Origin of the sequence: Streptomyces sp. NPDC001568 (assembly GCF_042893755.1) — a bacterium.
GTDB lineage: Bacteria > Actinomycetota > Actinomycetes > Streptomycetales > Streptomycetaceae > Streptomyces.
In genome coordinates this window covers 289,407-311,958 of the sequence record NZ_JBIAVF010000004.1, presented here as the reverse complement: position 1 = coordinate 311,958, position 22,552 = coordinate 289,407, and the positions used below count along the sequence as shown (strand labels likewise).

Here is a 22,552-nt window from a genome sequence, read left to right as displayed (position 1 = left end):
GATTCCGAAACCATCTGGTATGTCCAGTTAAGCGCTGCCGATGCACCCTTCTGAGCTGGAACGATGCGGAACACCACCCCACTGGACCGGCACGACGAGAGGACGGTTTCGTGAGCCATCCACAGGAGGACGGCGCGATCGGCGCGGTCACCGCAGCGCAGTTGAACCGCATCGCCCAGGACGGCGTCTACGCCTCCCCCACCGCGCTCGACCCGACCGCCACCAACCTGGCCGAGGCCCTGGTCGCCACGCTCAACGGCTCGGCCGAGATCTCCCTGTTGCCCCCCGATCCACAGCAACTGATCGAGCGGGTACGGCAGAGGGCGACCATCGGGTTCCCCCGGATCACCTCCGCCCTGGACGGGGTACGACTTTCGGCCCACACCATCAAGCTCAACACCGCGGAGCCCCGGCCCGTGGTGATCGTGCCCTCGGGCTGGACACCCCTGGGCTGGGCCCTGTTCGAGTACGCCTACCTCCAACTGGCGCTCCGCGGCTACCACGTGCTCGCCTACACCCCGCGCGGCATCGGCACCACGGTGGGCCTTCCGGGCGGCGGGTACGTGGACGGTCCGTTCACCTCCGAGGGCACGATCGACGTGGCCGGCCCCGCGGACTGGGCGGACGGCTCCAGCGTCATCGACTACGCCGAGCGGTACTTCGAACCGAGTGCGATCGCGTTCCTGGGCGAGTCGTACGGCTCCGGCATCAGCCAGCTCGTCGCGGCGCACGACCCCGCCGGACGCGTCGCCGCGGTCGTCGCGCTCAGCACCTGGGGCAACCTCGCGACCAGCCTGTACCAGCACGACACCCGGCACCTGGCAGCGGTGAAGGCCCTGGTCGGCTTCACCGGCGGTCCGGTCGAGCGGAAGTTCGACGCGGCGACGCAGCAGATCCTGGCGGACTTCGACGCCGGCCGAAATCTTGAGGGGGTGGCCGCCTGGGGCACGGTGCGGGCGCCGTCGGAGTACGTCGCGGCGACCAACGCGCGCGGCGTCCCCACGTTCTTCTCCAACACCTGGCACGAGACGCTCTTCCCCGCCAACCAGGTCATCGAGCACTTCGATCGCCTGACCGTGCCCAAGCGGCTGAACCTGTGGATCGGTGACCACGCCGCACCCGAGGGCGCCGGGCTGACCATCCCGTTCAGCGGACCGAACGCGCCCGTCGAAGAGGCCTTCGCCTGGCTCGACCACCACCTGCTCGGGACCGACAACGGCGTACCCGACTGGCCCGCGGTCAGCACCCAGATCATGTTCACGTACCGGACCAGTACCGACCCGGAGACCGGGAAGGACGTGATCACCGAGCCCGCCGTCCGCGAGACGAAGCCGTCCTGGGCCGAGGTCACCACCTCCACGGAGCGCTGGTACCTGACCGCCGTCGCCCCGGGCAGCCGCGACGGCGGACTCGGCGCGGAGCCGGAGAGCGGCTGGCAGCGTGAGTTCACCGCCGGTGAGGCCACCGAGGCCGTCGCGGTCGACGCCCCCATCACCACCGGTCAGGCCGAGTGGAAGGGCAACCCGAAGACCTACCCCACCGGCAAGTTCGACCGCCGGCACCTCGCCGTCTGGGCCGGCGCGCCCCTCGAATCCGCCCGTCGGATCCGCGGCGTTCCCGAACTCGCCCTGACCGTCCGCAGCACGGCCGGCTCCGCGACCCTGGTCGCCCTGCTCTTCGACCTCGCCCCGGACGACACCGCCCGCATCATCACGCACGAACCCCTCACCCTGCCGGACCTGACCCCCGATCAGGACGTGGACGTCACCTGGCGGCTCCAGGCCGCCGGCTACGACCTGGCCGCCGACCACCGGCTCATGCTCGTCATCACCGGCAAGGACCCGCTCTACTCCGACGCGGGCGTCGAGGGCAGCACCACCACGATCACCTCCGACGGGGGCAACCCCGCCCACCTGGCCCTGCCCCTGGGCTGACACCCCGGCCCCGGATCCGGGGCACCGCGGCCCGCCACCGCGCCGCGGCGTCGACCCCGGTCGGCGTCGCGGCGCCGCGGCGCCGGCGCCGACCTCACCCGGTGCGCAGCCAGTCCTCGTAGCGGGTCGGCGCCGGGCGGGCGTCGGGGCCGGCGGTGAGGACGTCGCCCTCGACGGCGGCGAACATGCCGGCCCGCTCGTCGGTGACCACGGTGCGGGCGTCCTGCCGGACCGCGAGGGTGAGGCGGCCGAGTTCGTCGAGGGGGAAGACGTCGGGGCCGGCCACGTCGAGGATGCCGTTCAGCGGCGGGCCGGTGGTCACGTCGGCGAGGGCCGCGACCACGTCGGCCGTCGCGATGGGCTGCACCGGGGTGGCGGGCAACCGTACGGTCCGGTCGTCGGCGGTCCAGGACATGACCGCGTCCATGAACTCGAAGAACTGGGTGGCGCGCACGATCGAGTAGGGCGTGGGACCACCGCGCAGCAGCTCCTCCTGAAGGGTCTTGGCGCGGTAGTAGTCCAGTTGCGGGACCCGGTCGACGCCGACGATGGACAGGGCCACCTGGTGGCGGACGCCCGCGCGCTCGCCGGCCGCCAGCAGGTTCCCCACGGTGGTGCGGAAGAAGGCCGGGGAGGCCTCGTCGAAGGTGGGGGAATTGCTCACGTTCACCACCGTGTCCGCGCCCTCGATGACCTCGTCGAGGCCGACGCCGGTGAGCAGGTCGACCCCCGTCGACGGGGCGGCCGGCACCACGTCGTGGCCGGCCGCACGGAGCGCGGTGACGAGTTGGGAGCCGATCAGTCCGGTACCGCCGATGACCGTGACCTTCATGCACGTGTCCTTCCGTGAGCCGAGTGCGACGCCCTGCCGTCGCCGCGAACCCGGATGATCCATTACACGACGTCTCCCCCGGCAACACGGCCAGGCGCGTGCGGGTGCGTCGAGGTCCGCCGGCGGGGTCCGTACGGAACGCCGGCCCCAGGACCGCGACGCGACGGGTGGAACCGGGACCGGGGGACGGGGAACCGGGGAACGGGGAACCGGGGAACGGGGAACGGCGACCGGCCGGGCGAGCCGGACCGGCCGCGGCCCCCTACCCCGCCCGGCCCGCGCGCTCGCGCGCCGACTCCGGCGTGTCCGTGCGCCGGAGCAGCAGCAGGGCGATGTCGTCCGTGCGCGGGGCCGTGTGCTGGGCGTGGGCGACGAGCGCGTCGGCGAGTGCGCCGACCGGCTGCGCCGGCGAGAGGTGGGCCGCGGCTTCGCGGATGCAGGTGTCGAGGTCGCGTCCCGGGGTTTCGACCAGCCCGTCCGTGTAGAGCGCCAGGAGCGTGCCGGGCGGGAACGGGATCTCGGTGCTGTCGTAGACGGCGTCGGGATCGATGCCGAGGAGGAGGCCCGGGCGCAGGTCCAGGGTGCGGGCGGGTCCGGTGGGGCGCTGGAGGAGGGGCGGCGGGTGGCCGGCGGTGGCCAGGCAGGCCGTGTGGCGGGCGAGGTCGATCTGGACGTACAGGCAGCTCGTGAACAGTCCCGGGTCGAGGTCGGTGAGGAGCCGGTTGGTACGGGCGAGGACCTCGCCCGGAGGTGCCCCGGCGGTCGCGTGGACGGCGGTGCGGACCTGTCCCATGAGCGCGGCGGCGTTCACGTTGTGCCCTTGGACGTCACCGATGGTGGCGGCCACGGTGGTGCCGTCGACGCGGATGAGGTCGTAGAAGTCCCCGCCGACGTCGAGGCCGTGGGCGGCGGGCAGGTAGCGGGCGGCCACGTCCAGACCGGGGACGCGGGGCAGGGTGTGCGGCAGCAGGTTGGTCTGCAGGCTGCGCGCGAGCCGGCGCGTGGAGTCGTACAGTCGCGCCCGGTCCAGGGCCTGGGCGATCAGGCCGGCCAGCGCGGTGAGGACGGCGCGTTCCCCGGGGACGAAGGGGTGCGGGTGCCGGTACGCGACGACGAGCGAGCCCACCGGGCGACCCGACGCGATCAGCGGGAGGAAGGCCCAGGCCGACATGCCGTCCTGGGTGACCGCGGCCGGGTACGCGGCCAGCAGTTCGTCGGGGGTGGCGTAGAAGAGGGCGCTGCCGGTGCGCAGCACACGGGTGGTCGCCGTACCGGAGGCCATGGGTTCGCCGTCGAAGCGGGCCATCAGTTCGTCGCTGTAGCCGCGGTGGCCGACGATGCGCAGCCGCTGCTCGTCGACGACGAGCAGCGCCATGGCCTGCGCGCCGAAGGCGGGGACGAGTTGGTCGGCGGCCTGGTCGACGACGTCCTGGGCGTGCGCCGCCTCGGTGAGGGTGGCAGCCAGGTGCATGAGTTGGTAGAGGGCCGTGGCGCGGCTCGGCAGGTGTTCCTCGTCGGCGGCGGTGTCCGGGGCGAGCGTCTCCCGCGCGACCACTGCGGTGATCCGGACGCTGATGCCCGAGCCGTCCGGGTACAGCTCGAAGCGCAGGGTCCGGTCGGGCGGGCGTACGGCGAGGAAGGTGCGGGGCATGCGGCTGATGACGGCGGCCCGGTAGTGGTCCTCGATCACCGGGGTGTCCATCCAGGGCAGCGCCTCCCAGGGGAGGGTTCCGATGAGGTCGGCTGTCGGGGCTCCGAGCAGGGCGGCGGCATCGGCGGTGAGGAAGGTGATCTTCCCGTTGAGGTCGAGGGCGCAGCTGCCGCCGGGGAGGCGGCGTACGAAGGCCAGTCCGGCCGCCGCCTCCACCGGCCCGGGGGTCGGCGGGGGCGGTGGTTTCATGATCACGGGCTGGGCGGCGGGGGTGATCGGGCTGCCGGCTTCGGCCGCTTCCCGCAGGATCCGCGCGAGGCTCCCGCAACCGGCCTCGATGGCGTCCCGTTCTCCCGGGTCGAGGCGCGGGGGGTGCGAACCGGGCCACAGCAGCACCAGCCCGGCCGGCGGGGGCTCACCCACGGGCGCTCCGGCGGTCGGGGTCGGGATCCGGGCGGCGGCCAGGGTGAAGGCGTAGGGCAGGACGAGGGCGAGGCGCGGGTAGCGGCGGGCCGTTTCCTCGCGTCCACCGAGCCATACGAGCCGCCCGTCGCGGACCGCGTCGGCGACGGGGATCCGGTCGTCGAGCCACACCCGCGACCAGGGGGCCGCGAAGTCGCGGGCGACTCCGCAGGTCAGGGCGAGGTGGAGGACCCGTCCGGTGGGTTCGGCCAGGTAGAGCATGCCGGTGGACGCGCCCGTGGCGCGGACCACGGCGTGCAGGGCCGTCTCCAGGGGTCGCCCGGCCGCCGGATCGTCGGGGCCGGCAGGTTCTTCCGGCACCTTCCCATGGTCTCCCATGGGCTCGGAGTCGGTGTGCCGGAGCGTTCCGGCCGCCCCGTGCGGGGGCGGGACCGGCCGGCCGGAGCCCGGTTCCCCGCCCGGCGACCGCCTGCGAGGTTCAGGCCTTCAGGGCCCGGCCGGCGACGGTGAGGGCGAGGCGGCGGGGTGCGAGCCCGGAGGCGATGGCGGACAGCCGGTTGCCGAGGCCCGCGACCACGCTCGCCGGGGTCGTGCCGCGCTCCAGGGCGCGGCGGGCGGTGGTGACGACCTGCTCAGCGGTGGCGACCTTGCCGACCATGGCGTCCCGACTGCCGACCACGTCGAAGAACTCGGTGCTCGTCGGTCCCGGGGAAACGGCGAGGACGCGCAGCCGGGAGCGGCGGGTCTCGTACGCGACGGCTTCGGTGAAGCTGAGCACGAACGCCTTCGTCGCTCCGTAGACCGCCATCGCCGGGGTCGGCTGGTAGGCCGCGACGCTGGCGAGGGTGATCAGGGCGCCCCGGCCGTCGGCCACCAGGTCGGGCAGGAAGGCGCGGGTCAGGCCGGCCACCGCGGCGACGTTCAGCTGGATCATCCGGTCGACCTCCGCCGGATCCTGCTCCAGCAGGGCGCCGTGACTGCCGAAGCCGGCGTTGTTTATCAGCGTGTGGACCCGGATCCCGCGGGCTTCGAGCTCCGCGTGCAGCGCGGCGCCCGCACCGGGCAGGGCCAGGTCGGCGGCGAGGGGTGTGGCCCGGATGCCGTAGCGCTTCTCCAGGTCCCGCGCGAGTTCTTCGAGCCGGTCCAGGCGCCGGGCGACCAGCACCAGGTCGGCGCCCCGCTCGGCCCATTGGCGGGCGAACTCGACACCGAGTCCCGCGCTCGCCCCGGTGACGAGGGCCACCGTGCCCCTGTAGGTCATCGACATGTCGGTTTCTCCGGTTCAGGTCCGTGGAAGGGGTGCGTCATACTCAATGTAGGCATCGGCATCATTGTAGTCAATGACAACATTGGCTCATTGGGAGAACGCACCACCGAGCGAGGGGAGACCGTCTTGGCCGCCGACGGGTCGTACCACCACGGCAATCTCAGGGCCGCCCTGCTGGAACGGGCGGAGGCCGTCCTCATCGAGTCCGGGGCGGAGGGCCTGAGCCTGCGCGGCCTGGCCCGCGACCTCGGCGTGAGCCACGCGGCGCCCTCCCGCCACTTCCGCGACCGCCAAGCCCTCATGGACGCGCTCGCCGTCAGCGGCTTCACCACCCTCAACGCGCGCATGAGCACGGCCGCCGACCCCGGCGCACCCCGCCCGATCGGGGCGCGCATGACCGAACTGGGCCGTGCCTACGTGGACTTCGCCGTCGGGCACACAGCCCTGCTGGACCTGATGTTCACCGTCAAGCACGCCGAGGGTTCCAGCGAGGAGCTCCGGGAACTCGGTCGGGAGAGCCTGCTGATCGTCGCCCGACTGCTGGAGGAGGGGCAGCGCGCGGGAGGAGTCCGTACGGGTGATCCCGTACGGCTCGCCCAGGTCGCGTTCTCGACCGTGCACGGACTCGCGACGCTCGCCGTCGCCGCCCTCCTCGACGACACCCCGCTGTCCGAGGCGACGGATCTGGCCCTCGACGTCCTCCTGGCAGGCCTGCGACCGGCCGGCTGATCGGGAACGCGGGTTCACAGGACGGATCCTCTCAGAGGTGATGAATCCGGCACGACGGGGAAGTCGGTAGGGGGTGGCGGCAACGGAAGCCGCTCCCCGGCAGGCACCTCCGCGCGCGAGCGCGCACGACCGCGGGCACCATCGCGCACCACCGCAGGCAAGGCAGGTACAGGCGTGCTCATCGACCTCTCCGGCAGGACCGCACTGGTCACCGGATCGACGCAGGGAATCGGCGCGGCCGTCGCGTCCGGGCTGGCCGGCGCGGGCGCCCGGGTGGCGGTCAACGGTCGCAGCCGGAAGTCCGTGGACGAGGCGGTGGCGCGCCTGTCCGAGCGGGGCGGTGAGTTCGTCGCCGCCCCGGGTGACATCTCGACGGAGGACGGGGCCCGGGCCGTCTTCGACGCGGTGCCGCACGCCGACGTCCTCGTCAACAACCTCGGGATCTTCGGCGCGCAGTCCGCGCTGGAGATCCCCGACGAGGAGTGGCGGCGCTACTTCGACGTGAACGTCCTGACGGCCGTCCGCATGACCCGGCACTACCTGCCGGGCATGATCGAACGCGGTTGGGGGCGCGTCCAGAACATCGCCAGCGACTCGGCCGTCGTCATCCCGGCCGAGATGATCCACTACGGAATGTCCAAGACGGCCCTGCTCGCCGTGGCGCGCGGGTTCGCCAAGGAGGCCGCCGGTACCGGGGTGACCGTGAACTCGGTGATCGCGGGCCCGACGCACACCGGCGGCGTCGAGGACTTCGTGTACGAACTGGTCGACCGGAACCTCCCCTGGGACGAGGCGCAGCGCGAGTTCATGCGCCTGCACCGGCCGCAGTCGCTGATCCAACGCCTGATCGAGCCGGAGGAGATCGCGCACATGGTGGTCTACCTGGCCTCTCCGTACGCGTCCGCCACCACCGGCGGCGCGCTGCGGGTGGACGGTGGGTACGTGGACTCGGTCCTCCCGTAGCGGCTGAACGCGGCGCGGGGGGTGCGCGTACGGGACCCTCGGGGGCGGGCGCGTCCGCCCCCGGGGGCCCGGGGGTCGGCCGGCTACCGGTCCTGGGAGAGTCGTAGGAGTTCCGCGAAGGAGCCGTTCAGGCGTACGAGCTCCTCGTACGTCCCCTGCTCGGCGATGCGGCCGGCGTCGAGGACGACGATCCGGTCGGCGAGTCGGCAGTTCTCCATCCGGTGCGTGACGATCACCGTGATCCGATCGTCCTTCATGTCGCGCAGGCCCGAGAAGACCATGTGCTCACCGCGCGGGTCCATGGCCGAGGTCGGCTCGTCCATGACCAGCAGGCCGGGCTTGCGGTGGAACGCCCGGCCGCAGGCGAGGCGTTGCCACTGACCGCCCGAGGGTTCGTGGCCGCCCCACAGCGAGCGGGCCAGCAGGGTGTCGAGGCCGTCGGGGAACTCCTCGACCTGGGAGCGCATGCCGACGGCGTCCAGGGCGTCCCAGACGGCCGCCTCGCCGCGCGGGTCGGGCCGGCCGAGGGTGATGTTCTCCCGGGCCGAGAAGGGCCAGTGCCCGTACGACTGGGTCACGAGGCCGACGTGCCGCCAGGCGGTGCGCTGGTCGGCGTCCGAGGTCGGGACGCCGTCCCAGGTGACGCGGCCGGACGTCGGCGCCGTCAACGAGGTCAGCAGCCGGATCAGGGTGGACTTCCCGGCGCCGTTCTCCCCGATGACGGCGACGACCTCCCCGCGCGACAGGGTGAGGGTGATCGGGCCGAGCGCGGGCCTGTCCTTGCCGGGGTAGGTGTAGCCGGCCTCTTCGAGCCGGATCTCCTGCGGGGCGTCGGCCATCACCTGCGGCCCCCGCGGGCCGGACTTCTCGGCGGCCTCCCGCACGAAGGCGGTGTAGTCGCCGAGGTAGAGGGCGTGCTGGAACATGGCCGCACCGTAGACGACGAGTTGGGACAGCGCCGCGGTGGAGGTGCGCATGGCGACGATCGCCGTGCCGGCCGCCGCGATCGCCATGTACCCGCCGACGACGAGCCCGGCGAGGGCCCCGTACGTCGCGACGACGAACACCCCGGACGCGGCGGCGGCGGCCAGGTACACGGTGAGGTACTGGGGAGCGGAGGCGACCATCCTGGAGTCGATGCGTTCGCAGACGGCCGCGTACCAGTGGTGGGCGTACGGCCGCATGCCGTTGCCGCGCAGCTCGTCGGCGAGCTTCGGGGTGGTCAGGTGCCAGCGCATCATGTGCTTGATGTTGCGGGAGGCGATGGTCTGGTTGTGGAGGCGGTAGTCGAGGCGGGCGGCGTGCACCGAGCCGAGGCCGCGGGGCACCACGGACAGCAGCAGCAGCGGCAGCAGCACGGGATGGACGACGGCCAGGACGGACGCGACGGCGAGCATGTCGATCAGGCCCCCGGTGAAGCCGAGCGCGTCCTGGAGCAGCATGGCGGAGCGGGCGGAGCCGGTCTCGGCGGCCTCGGAGCGCTCGGTGAAGTCGGGGGCGTCGTAGGCGGCGAGTTCGACGTCCATGTGGGCGTCGACCATGGCGAGGTCGGCGAGGGTGGCCATGCCGGGGTTGAGACGACGGGCCGCGCTGCCCGCGGTGATCGAGGCCAGGGCGCCGAGCGCGGTCATCGCGGCGGCGAGTGCCAGCGGTCGGGCGGCGGTGGCGATCCGTTCCTGAACGCCGTCGCCGGCGAGGAGCGGGACCATCGCCCGGGAGATCGCGGCGAGGGCCGCCGCCGTGCAGATCCCGCCGAGGACCTGGGCGACGACGAGGACGTGGAAGGCGGTGCGGTTGACGGCGAGCGCGAGCCGCGCGGTCTGCCGCAGGGCCGAGGGGACGCGGCGGGCCATCTGCCCGAGCGACAGGGCCTCCATGGTGCCGCTGTGCCGGCCCCAGGTGTACGTGAACTCCGGCGGGGCGGGGGCGGAGGCGACGGCGGCGGGCGCGGAGCCCTGGGGCGCGGGCGCCGGGGGCACGGCGACGGGTGGGACCGGTCGGGGTGGTACCGGCTGGGGTGGTACGGCGGACTTCTCTTTCGCGGCCTGCTGCTCGGACATGCCCGATCTCCTTCAACTGGCGTGCAGTGGAGCCCGGTTCGGGCGACCGCGCGCATGCCGGGGAAGCCCGGGTCCACGGTGGTGTGGAGGGGCGGTTGCGCGGTCGCGGGAACTGGAGGAGTGAGTACAGCGCAGGCCGCCGGCCGGAGCAGCGGGATCTGGCCGACCTCGCCGCGACGACCCCCTTGGCGCTGCCGCTGATCACATCCGGGCCCCGCCGTGCCGCCGGGCCGCCCGACCCCGGAGGTTGGCCGGAACCGGTCGCTCCGTGGGTCCCCGTCCCGGAAACCACTTGCGACCGGCCGCCGGGGGCGCCGACCTCCTCACTCGAACTCCGTACCGCCCTTGCGGGTCAGGTAGCCGGGGCTGATCACCTTCGCGATGGCCCTGCCGCCGACCACCGGGCTGTAGCGCTCCGGTACGGGGCGGATGACGACGCCCTCGCGCAGGTGCAGGTTCCGACCCGAGACGGTCTCCCGGCCGGAGGCCAGCTCCAGCACGGTCTCCGGGGCGTAGGGCCCTTCGAAGAGCCTGGGGACCAGAGGCAGTTCGCCCTCCTCCAGCACCTGCGCCGGATCCAGCCAGCGCACCTGCCCGTCGATCTCCGCCGACACGTCGTAAACGGCGTAGCCGGGCGGCGCGTCGGCGGCGTTGGCCCGGGCCCCGTACGGCAGGTCCTGCACGCCGGTGCCGTAGACCTCCGCGAAGACGCCGACCCGGGTCGCCCCGAGCCGCTCGGCCAGCCGGGCCGCGACCTCCGGCACGTCGTGACCACGTACGGCGCGCCAGTACAGGTTGCGCCCGTCCTCCTTCAACGCGAGCCCCTTCGAGCCGAAGCCCTTGGAGGACACGATGACCCGCTCCCCCTCGACCACGTAGGTCAACAGGCAGGCCGTGCCGTGGAGTTTCTCGGTCAGGACCACGGTCTCGCCCGGCTCGAAGATCTGCGGGTAGCGCTGGAGGTTCTCGATGTCCACCCACGGGAGCAGGTCGGGCGCCGCGTCCACGTCACCGTCCATCGTCGTGGGCACGGGCGGCGACCACTTGACGACGCCCAACAGCTCGGCGAAGTCGGTGCCTTCCTTCGCGGCCGCGTCGAGGTCCACGCCGTCCAGCGCGCGGGGGCGGCACACCAGCCCCTGCGAGAGTTCGCCCCGCAACCGGACCGCCTTGACCCGGTCGGCGGAGCTCCCGGCGAGCCGCCCGGTCAGGCCCAACTCCTCGATCAACTCGGCGGGCAACACCGATTGTTCGGGTATGTACAGGGCGAAGTCGCCGGTCCGGTAGGCGCCCTTGGCGACGACCGCACGGTAGAGGCCCACTTGGGCGAGTTCCAGCGCATCGGCGTTCGGGTGGTCGTGGACGGTCAGCTCTTCGACGGTGACGCGCAAGGTGGACATGGAGCGGCTCCTCGGTTCCGGATCTGGGCGGGGCATGGGCATGGGGATGGGCAGGGCGGGAGCGGGCAGGTCGGTCGGTGACATCGGGTCGGGACGCGCTCTTCCCTCCCGCCGCACCACTCTCCGCGCCACCATTTCCGCTGGTCCAGCGGATATCCGGGTGTTAGCCTGCGCGCCCCCGGGGCTCGCGGCTCCGCACGGCTCGCACAGGAGGTTCGCATGACACGTCGTCCCGTCACGGTCGTCACCGGAGGCAGCCGAGGCATCGGTGCGGCGACCTGTCTGCGGCTCGCGGGCGCAGGCCACGATCTGGTGCTCGGGTACGCCCGCGACGAGGCCGCCGCGCAGGCCACGGCCGAGCGCGTACGGGCGGCGGGAGCACGGTGCGTGACGGTGCGCGGGGACGTATCCGAGGAGTGCGCCGTGGAACGGCTCTTCGACATCGCGGGCGCCGAACTGGGTTCGGTCACGGGCCTGGTGAACAACGCCGGGGTGACCGGGCCCCTGGGCCGTCTCGTGGACACCCGGACGGAGGACCTGCGGCGCGTGGTGGAGGTGAACCTCCTCGGATACCTGCTCTGCTGCCGCCGGGCCGCACGGGACATGGCGAACGGCGGGGGCGGCTCCATCGTCAACGTGTCCTCGGCGGCGGCGACCCTGGGCGGGCCCGGCGACTACGTCCACTACGCGGCCACCAAGGCCGCCGTCGACACCCTCACCATCGGCCTGTCCAAGGAACTCGGCCCGGATCGGATCCGGGTCAACGCGGTGTCGCCGGGCATCATCGAGACCGACATGCACGCGACGATGGGCGACCCCGACCGGCCCGCCAGAGCCGCCGCCGACATCCCGCTGGGCCGGGCCGGCCGGCCCGACGAGATCGCCGGGGCCATCGCCTGGCTGCTGTCCGAGGACGCCTCGTACACGACGGGCGCCGTCCTGCGGGTGGCCGGCGGCAGATGACCGGTGGTCGGAGCCCAGGGGCCCGACCACGAGTGATCGGGCAGCCCTATGCTGCGGGGATGATCAAGCCCATTGAACTCGTGATATTCGACTGCGACGGAGTGCTGGTCGACAGCGAACGCATCGCCGTACGCGTCCAGGTCGCTCTGGGAGCGGAACTCGGTTGGCCGCTGACCGAGGAAGAGGTCATCGACCGGTTCATCGGCCGTTCCGGCGTCTCCATCCGCGAGCAGGTCGCCGCACGGCTCGGCGAGGAGACGTCCACCCTGTGGTGGGACCGGTTCGAGCAGCTCCACCGGGAGGCCGTGGACACGGCGTTGGCCCCCGTCGAGGGGTTGCCCGAGGCGCTCGACGCGATCACCCTGCCGATGTGCGTCGCCTCCAGCGGGTCCCACGAGAAGATGCGCCACACCCTGGGCCGCACCGGCCTCCACGACCGGTTCGCCGGCCGCATCCACAGCGCCTCCGAGGTGTCCCGCGGCAAGCCGGCCCCGGACCTGTTCCTGTACGCGGCGCAGCGGATGGGCGTCGACCCCGCCGCGTGCGTGGTCGTCGAGGACAGTCGGCCGGGTGTCCTCGCGGCCCGCGCCGCGGGCATGCGCTCCTTCGGCTACGCCGGCGGGCTGACCCGGGCCGAGCAGCTCGAGGGCCCCGGCACCGTCGTCTTCGACGACATGCGCGACCTGCCGGGCCTCATCGCCCAGCAATGACCACCGCGTCGCCGCGCGGCCGGCGCCCACCGCGCCGGCGCCGGCGACCGCGCCGGGGTGCTCCCGGCGAGCGGGCGCCGTTCGGCGCGTGCGCGGCGGCCGATGCCCGACGGACGGCGGGCGACGCGGGGCCGGCGGCCCCGTGAGGATGGTCGCCATGGACCCCGAACTCGAAGCGTTCCTACCGCTGTTCCCGCGCACCGACCTCACCGATCCGGTGGCCGCGCGCAAGAACTTCGCCGAACCGGCCGCGGCCGTACCCGCGGCGGACCTCGCGGACATGGACGTCGAGGACCGTACGGTGCCCGCCGATCCGCCGGTGCGGGTGCGGATCCACCGCCCGCGCCGGGCCCGGGGCGCCGTCGTCCGGATGCACGGCGGCGGATTCCTCCTGGGCGACCTGGACACCGAGCACCCGTGGGCCGGTCGGATCGCCGCCGGCTCCGGGGCCGTCGTGATCTCGGTCGACTACCGCTCGCCCCCGAACACCCCTTCCCGGCCGCCCTGGACGACGCCTGCGCGGTACTGTCCTGGGCCGTCGAGCACGCGGCCGACCTCGGCGTCGACCCGGACCGGGACGAGGGCCTCACCCACGCGCTGCGCCTGCTCCAGGCGGGCGTGTCGGTGGAGGTCCACCAGTGGCCCGGCACCTTCCACGGCTCGCAGGCGATCCTGTCCGCCGACGTCTCCCAGCGGCAGAACGCCGAACTCGGCGCCGTCCTGCGCCGCGCCCTGACCGACTGAGCCCCGGTCCCCGGCCGCTCCCCCGCCCCACCGGCCCCCCTGTCGGCGCTGCACCGCCAAGCCCTGTGCGGCACCGGGGCGACCGCACCGGCCGCGTAGGACCGGCCGGCGGCGGTCAGCCGAAGGCCGCGCGGGTCGCCGGGCCGTAGACACCGTACGGGTCGCCCTTGATGCTGCGGTCCCGCTGCAACTGGGCCACGCCGCGTTCGGTCTGCGCGTCGTAGACGCCGGTCGTCGAGACGTACGTGAACCCCTGCCCGTGGAGCCGTTCCTGAAGGTGCCGCACGTCGCCCCCCCGGTCGCCCGGGCGCAGAGTGCCGGAGGTCGCGGGCGACGGCTTCGCCGCCGGGGCGGGCGGCGTCGGGGGCGTCGTAGGGGTCGGGGTGGGCGTCGGCGCGGGCGGCGTCGGCGTCGGCGTCGGGGATCCGACCGGGGTGGTGGCGGGGGTGGGGGTTCCGGACGCGGATCGGGAAGGAGCGGTCCCGGCGGGGGTGTGCGGATCGGTGGTGTCGTCGGTGCCCGGGCTGCGGGCCGGCAGTACGGGTACGGACAGCTCCGGCGGCGGGACGGCCCGTGCGGGCTCCGGTTCGGGGGAACGGAGCAGCACGACGAGGGTGCCCGCGGCGGCGAGCGCGAGCAACGCGAGCACCACCAGCGGCCGGCGGCTCCCGCGCCGCCCCTCGAGGGGGGACGCGGGAGCCGCCGGGGCGCCCGCCGCCGGGGCCGGCGCCCGTACCGCGACCGCCGACGGGCCGAGCGGCCAGGCGGGGGTCGTGAAGGGGGCGGGGTGCGCGGGCGGGGTGACGTACGGGCGTACGAGGAGGCGGTCGTCGGGAACGGTCCCGCTCTCCTCGGTGTGGTGCGACACGCTGGTCTCCGGACTGGGGGGCGTCTTGCCGACGGGCCGACGGGGGCCCGCCGGGGCGTTGCCCGGGCGGTTGCCCCGGCAGCGGGGGAAGGGAGGAGAAGGAGGACGGGGGTCGGCGCGGCGGTGCGGTACCGACCCCCGTCCGGCCTGTCAGGCCCTGCGCCGCCGGGCGACGAGGACCATGGCCGCACCGGCGGCCAGTACCGCGGCCCCGCCGATGGCGAGGGGGACCGCCTTGCCCGCGCCGGTCAGCGCGAGACCGCCGTCGGGCCCGCCCGGGCCGGCGGCCCCGGTTGCCGGCACCGCGGAGGGCCCCCGATCCCGGGAGGCGGTCGGCGCGGCGGGCCCGGGGCCCGTCGGTGCGACGGAGGTGCTCGACCCGGCGGTGGGACCGGGAGTCGGCACGGCGCTGGACACGGGAGTCGGAGCGGCGGTGGGACCGGAAGTCGGCGCGGCGCTGGACACGGGAGTCGGCGGGCGCGGCGGGCCGGATTCCGCCCGGGTGCGGGATCCGCCGGCGTCGCCGGTGGGGCCCGGGGCCGTGGGCAGGCAGCCCGTGAAGGGGTGGTGGCGCGTCCCGGCGGAGCCTTGGCCGCTGAGCGAGCGGGCGATGACACCGCCTTCGAGCGGCCCGCCCTCGCCGAGGTCGACGGCGGCGTGGGGTGCCAGGACGGTACCGGGCCAGGAGTTGGCACCCCGCTTGACGATCTTCGTGGCCGCGGGGAAGTTCCAGAGCAGCCTCGACCGGAACGAGTCCGCTCCGCCGTCGGCCTCGGCTCTCGCGCCTTCGGCCGCGTCGGCGTTCTCGTCCAGGAAGAGGAATCCGCCGACGCGCGTCGCGCCCTGGTCGTACGTCGCTCCGGTGACGTTGACCACCGTGACCGCGCCCTCCGGGACGTCGAGATGCACCTTCCGGGACTTCTCCAACTCGGCCGCCGGGACCGAGAACGCGTTGTACCGCGCGTCCGTTCCGATCAGCCACAGGTGTCCACCGCGCGGACTCGGGCCGACCTCGTCCGCGCGCACCCCGGCCAGAGCCGCCGAGGCCTCCCGCAGAGCCGTGAACTCGGTGGCCGAGGGGCCCGCGTTCGGTTCGACGGCGCCGTCAGCGCCGGGGGCGTGCCGGGCGTCGTCCTCGATGAACTCGGCGTGGAGGCGGGCTACCCCGAGCACGTCGGGGCACTGGGCACCCGACCGGACCGCCCGGCCGGCCCCGTCCAGGGGGGTGGCCGCCCGCGCGCCGGTCGGAGCGAGGACGAGGGAGCCGCCGAGGAGGGTGGAGGTGAGCGTGGAACGGACGGATATCGACATCTGGGGTATCTCCGAGGGCAGCCCTTACGGCGGTTCTTGATCGGACTCTTTCCCTCCGGGACCGCTCCGGTCAAGCCGGATGCCCGATCCACCCGATTCATCCGTTGTGTGGGGGACGGACCCGACTCCGACACCTGCCGTCGGCGTCCCGATTCCACCGCCCGGACGCCCAGTTGCCTGTCGGCGGGGTTCGTCAACGGTCGGCCGGCGACTCCTTCCCGGGCCGCTCGCGCACCGGATCGGCCGCTGCGCCGAGCCGGTGGTCGGGGACCTCGGCCACGGGGGCCGCCGGGTGGCGGAGGGCACCGGCGACGGTCAGCGCCGCGAGCAGCATGAGGGCGGCTCCCGTCAGCGGCGCGGCGGCGACGGAGACGCCGTCCACCGCGAAGCCGCCGGCGAGCGCGCCCGCGGCGATGGCGAAGTTGAACATGGCGACCATCAAGGAGGAGGCCGCCTCGGACGCCTGCGGCGCGGCCTTGAGCATCCAGCCCTGGAGACTCACGGAGACCCCGCCGTACACGAGGCCCCAGACGAGCAACAGGGCGGTTCCGGCGGCGGCACCGGGCAGCAGGGCGATCAGCGTGAGGACGACGGTCAGGCCGGCGCTGACGGCGAGCAGCGTACGACGCGCGTCGCGCGGCCCGGCCAGGAAGTTCCCGGCGACCCCGGCGACTCCGTAGCCCAGGAGCAGGGTACTGACGGATCCCGGCGCGACGCCGGAGACGTCCCGCAGCACCGGGGTGACGAACGTGTAGGCGGCGAACTGGCCGGTGACCAACAGGAAGGTGACGATGACCCCGGCGCGGACGCCGCGGTTGCGGCGGAGCAGGAAGGGCAGTTCGGCCAGGGCGACGGGCCGGGTCGGGGGCAGCGCGGGCAGCAGGAGGAGCAGGGCGGCCAGGGTGACGACGCCGAGGGCGCCGATGGCGGCGAAGGCCGTGCGCCAGCCGCCGAGTTCGCCGAGCAGGGTCCCCGCGGGCACGCCGAGCACCGAAGCGGTCGGGACGCCGCCGAAGATCACAGCCATGGCCCGGCCGACGTGGCGGGCGGGAACCAGCCGGACGGCGAGTCCGCCCGCCACGGCCCAGAATCCGCCGACGCTGATGCCGACGAGGACCCGGGCGGCCAGGACCACGGCGAAGCTCGGCGCGACGGCGGCGACCAGGTTGGCGACGGCCATCAGGGCGATGAGCACGCACAGCACGTGACGCCGGTCGACGCGGGCGGCGCCGACGGTGACGAGCGGGGCGCAGAAGCCGGCGACGAGGCCGGGGACGGTGACCATCAGTCCGGCTGTCCCGTCGGACACCCCGAGCGAGTCCCCGACCGGCGTGAGGAGGCCGACGGGCAACAACTCGGAGGTGATCAGCCCGAAGATCCCCAGGGACACGGCCGCCACGGCCGCCCACCCCTTCACCGCCCCGGCCCCGGAATCCGGCTCGACCGGTGCCGGGGCAGGGCCGGGGGCCGGAGCAGAGTCGGGGCCGGGTGCCGGGTCGGGGCCGACGTCGAGGCCAGGAGCCGGGCCGAGGTCGGCGTCGGGGGCAAGGCCCGAATCGGGACCGGGCCCGCCGGCGGTATCGGGGTCGGGCCCGGAATCGGGCTCCGGGTCGGGGCTGTTGGGCGCGGCGGCGGCGAAGGGCATGTGCGGGGCTCCGTACGGGTGGGCGGTCCGGCGGGGTGAACGCGGCACGGCGGCACCGGGCGCCGGAGGTCGCGCCTCCCCCGTCACCCGCACTGCCCTGCCGTACCGCTCGCGTTCGGGCTCATTCTGCGACGACCACCACCGGCTCGGGTCACCCTGTGCGGAATCGATTCGGCAACGACCCCTCGCCGGAACCCCTCCGCCCCGGGCTCACCCGGACGCGTGAGGTTCGGCTCCGGCGGGCCGCCGACTACGGCATGGTGGTCGGATGCAGTTACGCCGGGCCGCCCTGCCCCTCTCCCTGCTGGCCCTCCTCGCGAGCGCCGGCTGCGTCTCCGTCGGCCCGGAGTCCGGCGCCGCCGACCCCGTACGCGGCTCCACGCCGCCGCTCGGTCGCCAGGACGCCGCCGAGGGGAGGCTCTCCGACGACGGGCCGGCCGAACCGCCCCTCCCCCTGAGCGTGCTGCCCGACGCGGAGTCCGATACCCCGCCCTCCGGCACCGGGCCGGACGACCGGCAGCAGCGGGACGCGCCGGACGACGTGCGCGACGACACCCGCGACGCCCCGGCGGCCACCCCCCGCGCCCGCAAGGCGGACCCGCCCGCCCGCCGGCACGCGAAGCCGGCCACGCCCCGGCGCGTGCGGCCGGCGAAGCCCACACCGCCGCGCGCGCCCCGCCCCGCGGCGCCGCGGCTGCCCCGGGGCGAGGAACTGTGCGCGGCCGCGGAGGGCGCCGTCCCTCCGTCGGTCGTCGACCTGTGCGTCCGCCAGTACGGCCACTGACCGCACCCCCCGCGACGCCCGCCCCACCGCACCCGCCGGCGCGCCCGCCCCGCAGACTTGACCCTCACACCGTGTCAGGCCGTGCAGTGGAGGCGTCATGTTCACCATCGGAGACTTCGCCAAGCACGGCCGGGTATCGGTCCGCATGCTGCGTCACTACGACGCCCTCGGACTGCTGCGCCCGGCACGTGTCGACCCGTCCAGCGGCTACCGCTTCTACGAAGCGGGCCAGCTGGCCCGCCTCAACCGCGTCATCGCGCTCAAGGACCTCGGCTTCACCCTGGAACAGGTGGGAGCGGTCCTCGACGAGAAGGTGACCCCGGAGCAGTTGCGCGGCATGCTGCGACTGCGCCGGGCGGAGCTGGAGAGCGCCGTGGCCGAGGCGACCGCCCGTCTGAACCGGGTCGGGACGAGGCTCCGGACCATCGAGAGCGAGGGAACGATGCCCACGGACGAAATCGTCGTCAAGAGCCTGCCGCCCGTCCGGCTGGCCGAACTGACCGGGGTCGCGGCGAGCTACGCCCCCCAGGACATCGGGCCGGTGATCGGCCCCCTGTACGAGGAACTGTGCCGCCGCCTGGAGAGCGCCGGAGTCGCCCCGACGGGGCCGGGTCTGGCCCGCTACGAGGACGCTCCGGACGCCGAGCCCGGCACCGTCCTGGTGCACGCCGGGCTGCCCGTCGCGGCGGGCGTCCGCCGCGAACACCTCGGGGCCGGGGTGCTGATCGTGGAGCTGCCCGGGGTCGAGCGGGCGGCGACGGTCGTGCACCGGGGTCCGATGGACGGCGTACTGCCGACCGCGCAGGTCCTGGCGCGGTGGATCGACGCGCACGGCCACCGCTCGGCCGGTTACGCCCGCGAGCTGACCCTGGCCTGCCCGGACGATCCGGAGCAGTGGGTCACCGAGCTGCAGGAACCGCTGGCCTCCTGACGGGACGGCGGCGGTCGCGGACGGACGCGCAGCGCCGGGCCGTTCCCTCGCGGGCGGTCCGCAGCCGGCGCAGCGCCCCGTGCCCGCGCCGCCGCCACTCGGTGACCGGCAGCCCCGCGCGCTGGCCGCCGCCGCTGATCAGGGCGTTGACCGGGGCGTGCGGATCGGCGGCGACGCCCTTGGCGACGAGCACGCCCACCACGAGCGGCACCAACGCCACGGCGAGCGCCGAGCCGGCGGTGGTCACGTGCCGCATGCGGGGACGCCACACGGTGGTCACGGCGTCCGAAGGGAGTGCTGAGGTCATGCCGTCATTCCATCAACGGCGGCGCTCCGGGGAATCGGGGCGGATACTCAGGCCGTTGCGCGTGAGGTACTCATTCGGACGTGGGTGGAGAGGGGTGCGCGATGGCCGGTCCGCACGGGGAGGGCTTCGAACCGGCGGACGGCGACGGTCCGCCGACGGATCCACGGGCGCGGGCGGGCGAGCTGCGCACCGCGTACGAAGGGCTGTTGCAGATCCGCCGCCTGCTGGGCGACGGCGCGGACTCCCCCGCCCCGTGGGAGCTGCGGGCCGCGCCGCGGGCGGTGGCCCTGGTGTTGGAGGCTGCGGGTTTCCCGCCGTCGGCAGTGGACGCCGAGGGCCGGCGCAGCCGAACGGGATACCGGGTCGCCGATGGTCCGGTCGGCAGTGGCGCCGGCGCGGGCGGCCCGACCTCCGCCCCGACGACGGTGACGGTGACCTGGCCCGGTCCGCCGGGTTCGGGCGCCGCCGAGGAGGAACGGGAGCGCCTGACGGCCTGCGCGGCGGAACTGGAACGGCACGGGTGGGAGTGCCTGCTGTACCGGGGGCCGCGCGGCCGACGCTTCCTGGAGGTCGAACCACCCCGCTGACCCACGGCCGCCCCTCGCCCTCGGCCCACCCCCCGGTCGCCGCGCCGTCAGGCCTCGTCGCGGTGGCGCAGCAGTCGTAGGGCGTTGGCGACGACGACGAGCGTGGAACCCTCGTGGACGAGGACGGCGGGGCCGATGCCCATGCCCAGGGCGGTGGCCGGTACGAGCACGGCCACGATGCCGAGGCTCAGCCACAGGTTCTGCCGGATCACGCGGGCGGCGCGGCGACTGAGTCCGGTGATGAACGGCAGCCGGCGCAGGTCGTCGGACATCAGGGCGATGTCCGCTGTCTCCAGGGCCACCGCCGAGCCGGCGGCTCCCATGGCCACGCCCACGGTGGCACCGGCCATCGCGGGGGCGTCGTTCACCCCGTCGCCGATCATGGCCGTACGGGCCGTGCGGCGCAGCCGGGTCACCTCGGTGACCTTGTCCTGCGGCATCAGGCCGCCGCGGACCTCGTCCATGCCGAGGGTCCGGCCGACGGCGTCGGCGACCCGCTGGTCGTCGCCGGAGAGCATCACGGTGCGGGTGACGCCGAGGGCGCGCAGGGCCGCCACCGTCGCGGCGGCCTCGGCGCGGGGCGCGTCCATCAGGCCGAGGGTGCCGAGCCAGCGGTCCCCGCGGCGGACGACCATGGTGGTGCGGCCGGTGCTGGAGAGTGCCTCCGTGCGTGCGCGCAGGGCGGCGGGTACGGGGACGCCCGGGAGGGTGTCGGCGTAGGAGAGGCTGCCGATGTGGACGGTCTCGCCGTCGACCTCGGCGCTGACGCCGCGGCCGATGACGGCGCGCAGGTTGACGGCCTCGGCGGGTGCCGGGCCGGCGCCCGTCAGGAGGGCGGGGGCGTCGCGGACGACGGCCTGGGCGAGCGGGTGGTCGCTGAGGCGCTGGGCGGCGACGGCGGTGTGCAGGAGGTCCTCGCGGGAGGCGCCGTCGGCGGTCTCGACCTCGGTGAGGCGGGGGCGGCCCTCGGTGAGGGTGCCGGTCTTGTCGAAGGCGATGGTGCGCAGCCGGCCGAACTCCTCCAGCGGGGCCCCGCCCTTGACGAGGACTCCGCCGCGCGCCGCCCGGCCGACGGCGCTGAGCACGGCGGCGGGGGTGGCGATGGCGAGCGCGCAGGGGCTGGCGGCGACGAGGACGGCCATGGCCCGGTAGAGGGTGTCGGCGAAGGGCTCGCCGCTGAGGGCGCCGTAGGCAGACAGGCCGGCGACGAGGACGAGGACGCCGGGGACGAACACCCGCTGGAAGCGGTCGGTGAAGCGCTGGGTGGGTGAGGTGCGCTCCTCGGCGTCCTGGACCATGCGCACCACGCGGGCCAGGGTGTTGTCCTGGTGGAGGCGGGTCACGACCACGTCGAGGGTGCCGGAGCCGTTGACGGTGCCGGCGTAGGCCCGGGCCGCCGCGTCGACGCCCGCCGGGTCGGCGAGGGCGGCGGCCGGGTCGGGAACGGGCTCCTTGTCGGCGGGGACGCTCTCGCCGGTGATGGGCGACTGGTCGACGCTGCTCCGGCCCGCGGCGACGAATCCGTCGGCGGGGACGCGGGTGTGCGGGCGGATCAGGACGGTGTCGCCGACGACGAGTTCCTCCACCGGCACCTCGACGGGCTCCCCGCCGGTGCGGCGGACGAGGGCGGTGCGGGGGGCGAGTTCGCCGAGGGCCTCGATGGAGCGCCGGGCGCGGCCCATCGCGTACTCCTCCAGGGCGTGGCCGAGGCTGAACAGCACGAGGAGCACGGCGCCCTCCTCCCAGCGGCCGATCACGGCGGCGCCGGCGGCGGCGACGAGCATGAGGAAGTCGACCTGGAACCGGCCCCGGCGCAGGGTGGCGACGGCTTCGCGGAGGGTGAAGAGGCCGCCGAAGACGTAGGCGGCCAGGAAGAGGGCCAGGGACGCGGCGCCGCCGTTGCCGGTCAGCTGGAGGGTCAGTCCGGTGAGGTAGACGGTGAGGGCGAGCAGGGCGCTGACCAGCTCCGCGCGCTCTCCGGCCTGCTGAATGAGGTTCCGCATGGCGTTCCGCATGACGTTCTTCATGACATCAATATATCAAGACTTCTAAATATGTGAACCTGTGCACATCCTGATCTTCTGATCTAGGGTGACGACCATGGAACCGGCCATGGACCCCGCCGCAGCGCCCCGCCTGCTCACCGAGCCCGCCGCGGCCGCGGCCGCGGAGGTCATGCAGGGCCTCGCCTCGCCCGCCAGGATCCGCATCCTGGCCCGCCTGCTGCACGCGCCCTGCTCCGTCGGCGAACTGGCCGACGACCTCGGCCTCGGCCAGCCCACCGTCTCCAACCACCTGCGGTTGCTGCGCCACCTCGACCTCGTCACGGGCCGCCGGGACGGTCGCAGCGTGGTCTACGAACTGCACGACGCGCACGTCGGCGACCTGCTCCGCCAGGTACTGGCGCACGTCCACCACGGCCCCGGGGCCTGAACGGGACACG

General features: G+C 74.4%; 20 protein-coding genes and 1 pseudogene. 10 read left to right on the top strand and 11 right to left on the bottom strand.

The window, feature by feature from the left end:
• Nucleotides 1-110 precede the first annotated feature (110 nt).
• The gene (locus ACFY0I_RS09530) at nt 111-1,934 is read left to right on the top strand and encodes a CocE/NonD family hydrolase C-terminal non-catalytic domain-containing protein (protein WP_388892490.1); all 1,824 of its coding nucleotides are present in this window, start codon (nt 111-113) and stop codon (nt 1,932-1,934) included.
• A gap of 94 nt (nt 1,935-2,028) precedes the next feature.
• Here ACFY0I_RS09530 and ACFY0I_RS09525 read toward each other — a convergent pair whose 3' ends face one another.
• From ACFY0I_RS09525 to ACFY0I_RS09515, 3 genes are all read right to left on the bottom strand, one after another.
• Nucleotides 2,029-2,766: an SDR family oxidoreductase gene (locus tag ACFY0I_RS09525; protein ID WP_388892488.1), complete on the bottom strand. Its 738-nt coding sequence runs from the start codon at nt 2,764-2,766 to the stop codon at nt 2,029-2,031.
• 262 nt (nt 2,767-3,028) lie between these two features.
• Nucleotides 3,029-5,200 carry a SpoIIE family protein phosphatase gene (locus ACFY0I_RS09520; RefSeq protein ID WP_388892486.1) on the bottom strand — a complete coding sequence of 724 codons (2,172 nt, stop codon included), beginning with the start codon at nt 5,198-5,200 and terminating at the stop codon, nt 3,029-3,031.
• A 118-nt stretch (nt 5,201-5,318) separates the two neighbouring features.
• Nucleotides 5,319-6,107: an SDR family NAD(P)-dependent oxidoreductase gene (locus ACFY0I_RS09515; protein WP_388892484.1), complete on the bottom strand. Its 789-nt coding sequence runs from the start codon at nt 6,105-6,107 to the stop codon at nt 5,319-5,321.
• A gap of 90 nt (nt 6,108-6,197) precedes the next feature.
• On the opposite strand from ACFY0I_RS09515, the gene ACFY0I_RS09510 reads away from it, so the two are divergent.
• A complete protein-coding gene (locus ACFY0I_RS09510; protein WP_388892482.1) occupies nt 6,198-6,836 on the top strand; it encodes a TetR/AcrR family transcriptional regulator in 639 nt (212 codons plus the stop codon).
• 174 nt (nt 6,837-7,010) lie between these two features.
• Nucleotides 7,011-7,799, top strand: a complete 789-nt coding sequence (locus ACFY0I_RS09505; protein ID WP_388892480.1) for an SDR family NAD(P)-dependent oxidoreductase — start codon at nt 7,011-7,013, stop codon at nt 7,797-7,799.
• Nucleotides 7,800-7,882: 83 nt separating this feature from the next.
• On the opposite strand, the gene ACFY0I_RS09500 is transcribed toward ACFY0I_RS09505, so the two are convergent.
• Complete coding sequence (locus tag ACFY0I_RS09500; protein ID WP_388892478.1) at nt 7,883-9,859, bottom strand: ATP-binding cassette domain-containing protein; 1,977 nt, start codon at nt 9,857-9,859, stop codon at nt 7,883-7,885.
• A gap of 323 nt (nt 9,860-10,182) precedes the next feature.
• Nucleotides 10,183-11,259 (bottom strand): RNA ligase (ATP), encoded by a 1,077-nt coding sequence (locus ACFY0I_RS09495; RefSeq protein WP_388892476.1) that lies wholly within the window; start codon nt 11,257-11,259, stop codon nt 10,183-10,185.
• Nucleotides 11,260-11,478: 219 nt separating this feature from the next.
• On the opposite strand from ACFY0I_RS09495, the gene ACFY0I_RS09490 reads away from it, so the two are divergent.
• Both ACFY0I_RS09490 and ACFY0I_RS09485 read left to right on the top strand, forming a co-directional pair.
• Nucleotides 11,479-12,222 (top strand): SDR family NAD(P)-dependent oxidoreductase, encoded by a 744-nt coding sequence (locus ACFY0I_RS09490; RefSeq protein WP_388892474.1) that lies wholly within the window; start codon nt 11,479-11,481, stop codon nt 12,220-12,222.
• A gap of 59 nt (nt 12,223-12,281) precedes the next feature.
• Nucleotides 12,282-12,932: an HAD family hydrolase gene (locus ACFY0I_RS09485; RefSeq protein WP_388892472.1), complete on the top strand. Its 651-nt coding sequence runs from the start codon at nt 12,282-12,284 to the stop codon at nt 12,930-12,932.
• A 181-nt stretch (nt 12,933-13,113) separates the two neighbouring features.
• On the opposite strand, the gene ACFY0I_RS09480 is transcribed toward ACFY0I_RS09485, so the two are convergent.
• Nucleotides 13,114-13,347, bottom strand: a complete 234-nt coding sequence (locus tag ACFY0I_RS09480) for a hypothetical protein (protein ID WP_388892826.1) — start codon at nt 13,345-13,347, stop codon at nt 13,114-13,116.
• Between ACFY0I_RS09480 and ACFY0I_RS09475 the strand changes: the two are divergent.
• Nucleotides 13,303-13,676: pseudogene (locus ACFY0I_RS09475) on the top strand (alpha/beta hydrolase). The gene ACFY0I_RS09480 and the pseudogene ACFY0I_RS09475 overlap by 45 nt on opposite strands.
• Nucleotides 13,677-13,791: 115 nt before the next feature.
• On the opposite strand, the gene ACFY0I_RS09470 reads toward ACFY0I_RS09475, so the two are convergent.
• The 3 genes from ACFY0I_RS09470 to ACFY0I_RS09460 form a co-directional block, all read right to left on the bottom strand.
• On the bottom strand, nt 13,792-14,544 hold the full coding sequence (locus ACFY0I_RS09470) for a peptidoglycan-binding protein (RefSeq protein WP_388892470.1): 753 nt from the start codon (nt 14,542-14,544) through the stop codon (nt 13,792-13,794).
• Nucleotides 14,545-14,694: 150 nt separating this feature from the next.
• Nucleotides 14,695-15,855, bottom strand: a complete 1,161-nt coding sequence (locus ACFY0I_RS09465) for a choice-of-anchor A family protein (RefSeq protein WP_388892468.1) — start codon at nt 15,853-15,855, stop codon at nt 14,695-14,697.
• Between the two features lie 193 nt (nt 15,856-16,048).
• Nucleotides 16,049-17,254 (bottom strand): MFS transporter, encoded by a 1,206-nt coding sequence (locus ACFY0I_RS09460; RefSeq protein ID WP_388892804.1) that lies wholly within the window; start codon nt 17,252-17,254, stop codon nt 16,049-16,051.
• 514 nt (nt 17,255-17,768) lie between these two features.
• On the opposite strand from ACFY0I_RS09460, the gene ACFY0I_RS09455 reads away from it, so the two are divergent.
• Together ACFY0I_RS09455 and ACFY0I_RS09450 are read left to right on the top strand one after the other, a co-directional pair.
• Nucleotides 17,769-18,284 (top strand): hypothetical protein, encoded by a 516-nt coding sequence (locus ACFY0I_RS09455; protein WP_388892467.1) that lies wholly within the window; start codon nt 17,769-17,771, stop codon nt 18,282-18,284.
• Between the two features lie 97 nt (nt 18,285-18,381).
• A complete protein-coding gene (locus ACFY0I_RS09450; RefSeq protein ID WP_388892465.1) occupies nt 18,382-19,215 on the top strand; it encodes a MerR family transcriptional regulator in 834 nt (277 codons plus the stop codon).
• Here ACFY0I_RS09450 and ACFY0I_RS09445 read toward each other — a convergent pair.
• Entirely contained in the window at nt 19,184-19,522 is a 339-nt protein-coding gene (locus tag ACFY0I_RS09445) for a hypothetical protein (protein ID WP_388892463.1), read from the bottom strand. The two genes, ACFY0I_RS09450 and ACFY0I_RS09445, sit on opposite strands and share 32 nt — an antisense overlap.
• A gap of 101 nt (nt 19,523-19,623) precedes the next feature.
• Here ACFY0I_RS09445 and ACFY0I_RS09440 point away from each other — a divergent pair, with 101 nt between their 5' ends.
• Nucleotides 19,624-20,109, top strand: coding sequence for a hypothetical protein (locus tag ACFY0I_RS09440; protein WP_388892461.1), 486 nt, complete (start codon nt 19,624-19,626; stop codon nt 20,107-20,109).
• A 47-nt stretch (nt 20,110-20,156) separates the two neighbouring features.
• Here the strand turns inward: ACFY0I_RS09440 and ACFY0I_RS09435 are convergent, their stop codons facing one another.
• A complete protein-coding gene (locus ACFY0I_RS09435) occupies nt 20,157-22,136 on the bottom strand; it encodes a heavy metal translocating P-type ATPase (protein WP_388892459.1) in 1,980 nt (659 codons plus the stop codon).
• A 73-nt stretch (nt 22,137-22,209) separates the two neighbouring features.
• Between ACFY0I_RS09435 and ACFY0I_RS09430 the strand changes: the two genes are divergently transcribed.
• The gene (locus ACFY0I_RS09430; protein WP_388892458.1) at nt 22,210-22,542 is read left to right on the top strand and encodes an ArsR/SmtB family transcription factor; all 333 of its coding nucleotides are present in this window, start codon (nt 22,210-22,212) and stop codon (nt 22,540-22,542) included.
• Nucleotides 22,543-22,552 lie beyond the last annotated feature (10 nt).

Excerpts from the sequence above, each read along its gene's own strand:
- ACFY0I_RS09445 (WP_388892463.1), bottom strand. The coding sequence starts at position 19,522 with ATGACCTCAGCACTCCCTTCGGACGCCGTGACCACCGTGTGGCGTCCC.
- ACFY0I_RS09485 (WP_388892472.1), top strand. The coding sequence starts at position 12,282 with ATGATCAAGCCCATTGAACTCGTGATATTCGACTGCGACGGAGTGCTG.
- ACFY0I_RS09525 (WP_388892488.1), bottom strand. The coding sequence starts at position 2,766 with ATGAAGGTCACGGTCATCGGCGGTACCGGACTGATCGGCTCCCAACTC.
- ACFY0I_RS09500 (WP_388892478.1), bottom strand. The coding sequence starts at position 9,859 with ATGTCCGAGCAGCAGGCCGCGAAAGAGAAGTCCGCCGTACCACCCCAG.
- ACFY0I_RS09455 (WP_388892467.1), top strand. The coding sequence starts at position 17,769 with ATGCAGTTACGCCGGGCCGCCCTGCCCCTCTCCCTGCTGGCCCTCCTC.
- ACFY0I_RS09440 (WP_388892461.1), top strand. The coding sequence starts at position 19,624 with ATGGCCGGTCCGCACGGGGAGGGCTTCGAACCGGCGGACGGCGACGGT.
- ACFY0I_RS09515 (WP_388892484.1), bottom strand. The coding sequence starts at position 6,107 with ATGTCGATGACCTACAGGGGCACGGTGGCCCTCGTCACCGGGGCGAGC.
- ACFY0I_RS09450 (WP_388892465.1), top strand. The coding sequence starts at position 18,382 with ATGTTCACCATCGGAGACTTCGCCAAGCACGGCCGGGTATCGGTCCGC.
- ACFY0I_RS09430 (WP_388892458.1), top strand. The coding sequence starts at position 22,210 with ATGGAACCGGCCATGGACCCCGCCGCAGCGCCCCGCCTGCTCACCGAG.
- ACFY0I_RS09435 (WP_388892459.1), bottom strand. The coding sequence starts at position 22,136 with ATGAAGAACGTCATGCGGAACGCCATGCGGAACCTCATTCAGCAGGCC.
- ACFY0I_RS09495 (WP_388892476.1), bottom strand. The coding sequence starts at position 11,259 with ATGTCCACCTTGCGCGTCACCGTCGAAGAGCTGACCGTCCACGACCAC.
- ACFY0I_RS09490 (WP_388892474.1), top strand. The coding sequence starts at position 11,479 with ATGACACGTCGTCCCGTCACGGTCGTCACCGGAGGCAGCCGAGGCATC.
- ACFY0I_RS09465 (WP_388892468.1), bottom strand. The coding sequence starts at position 15,855 with ATGTCGATATCCGTCCGTTCCACGCTCACCTCCACCCTCCTCGGCGGC.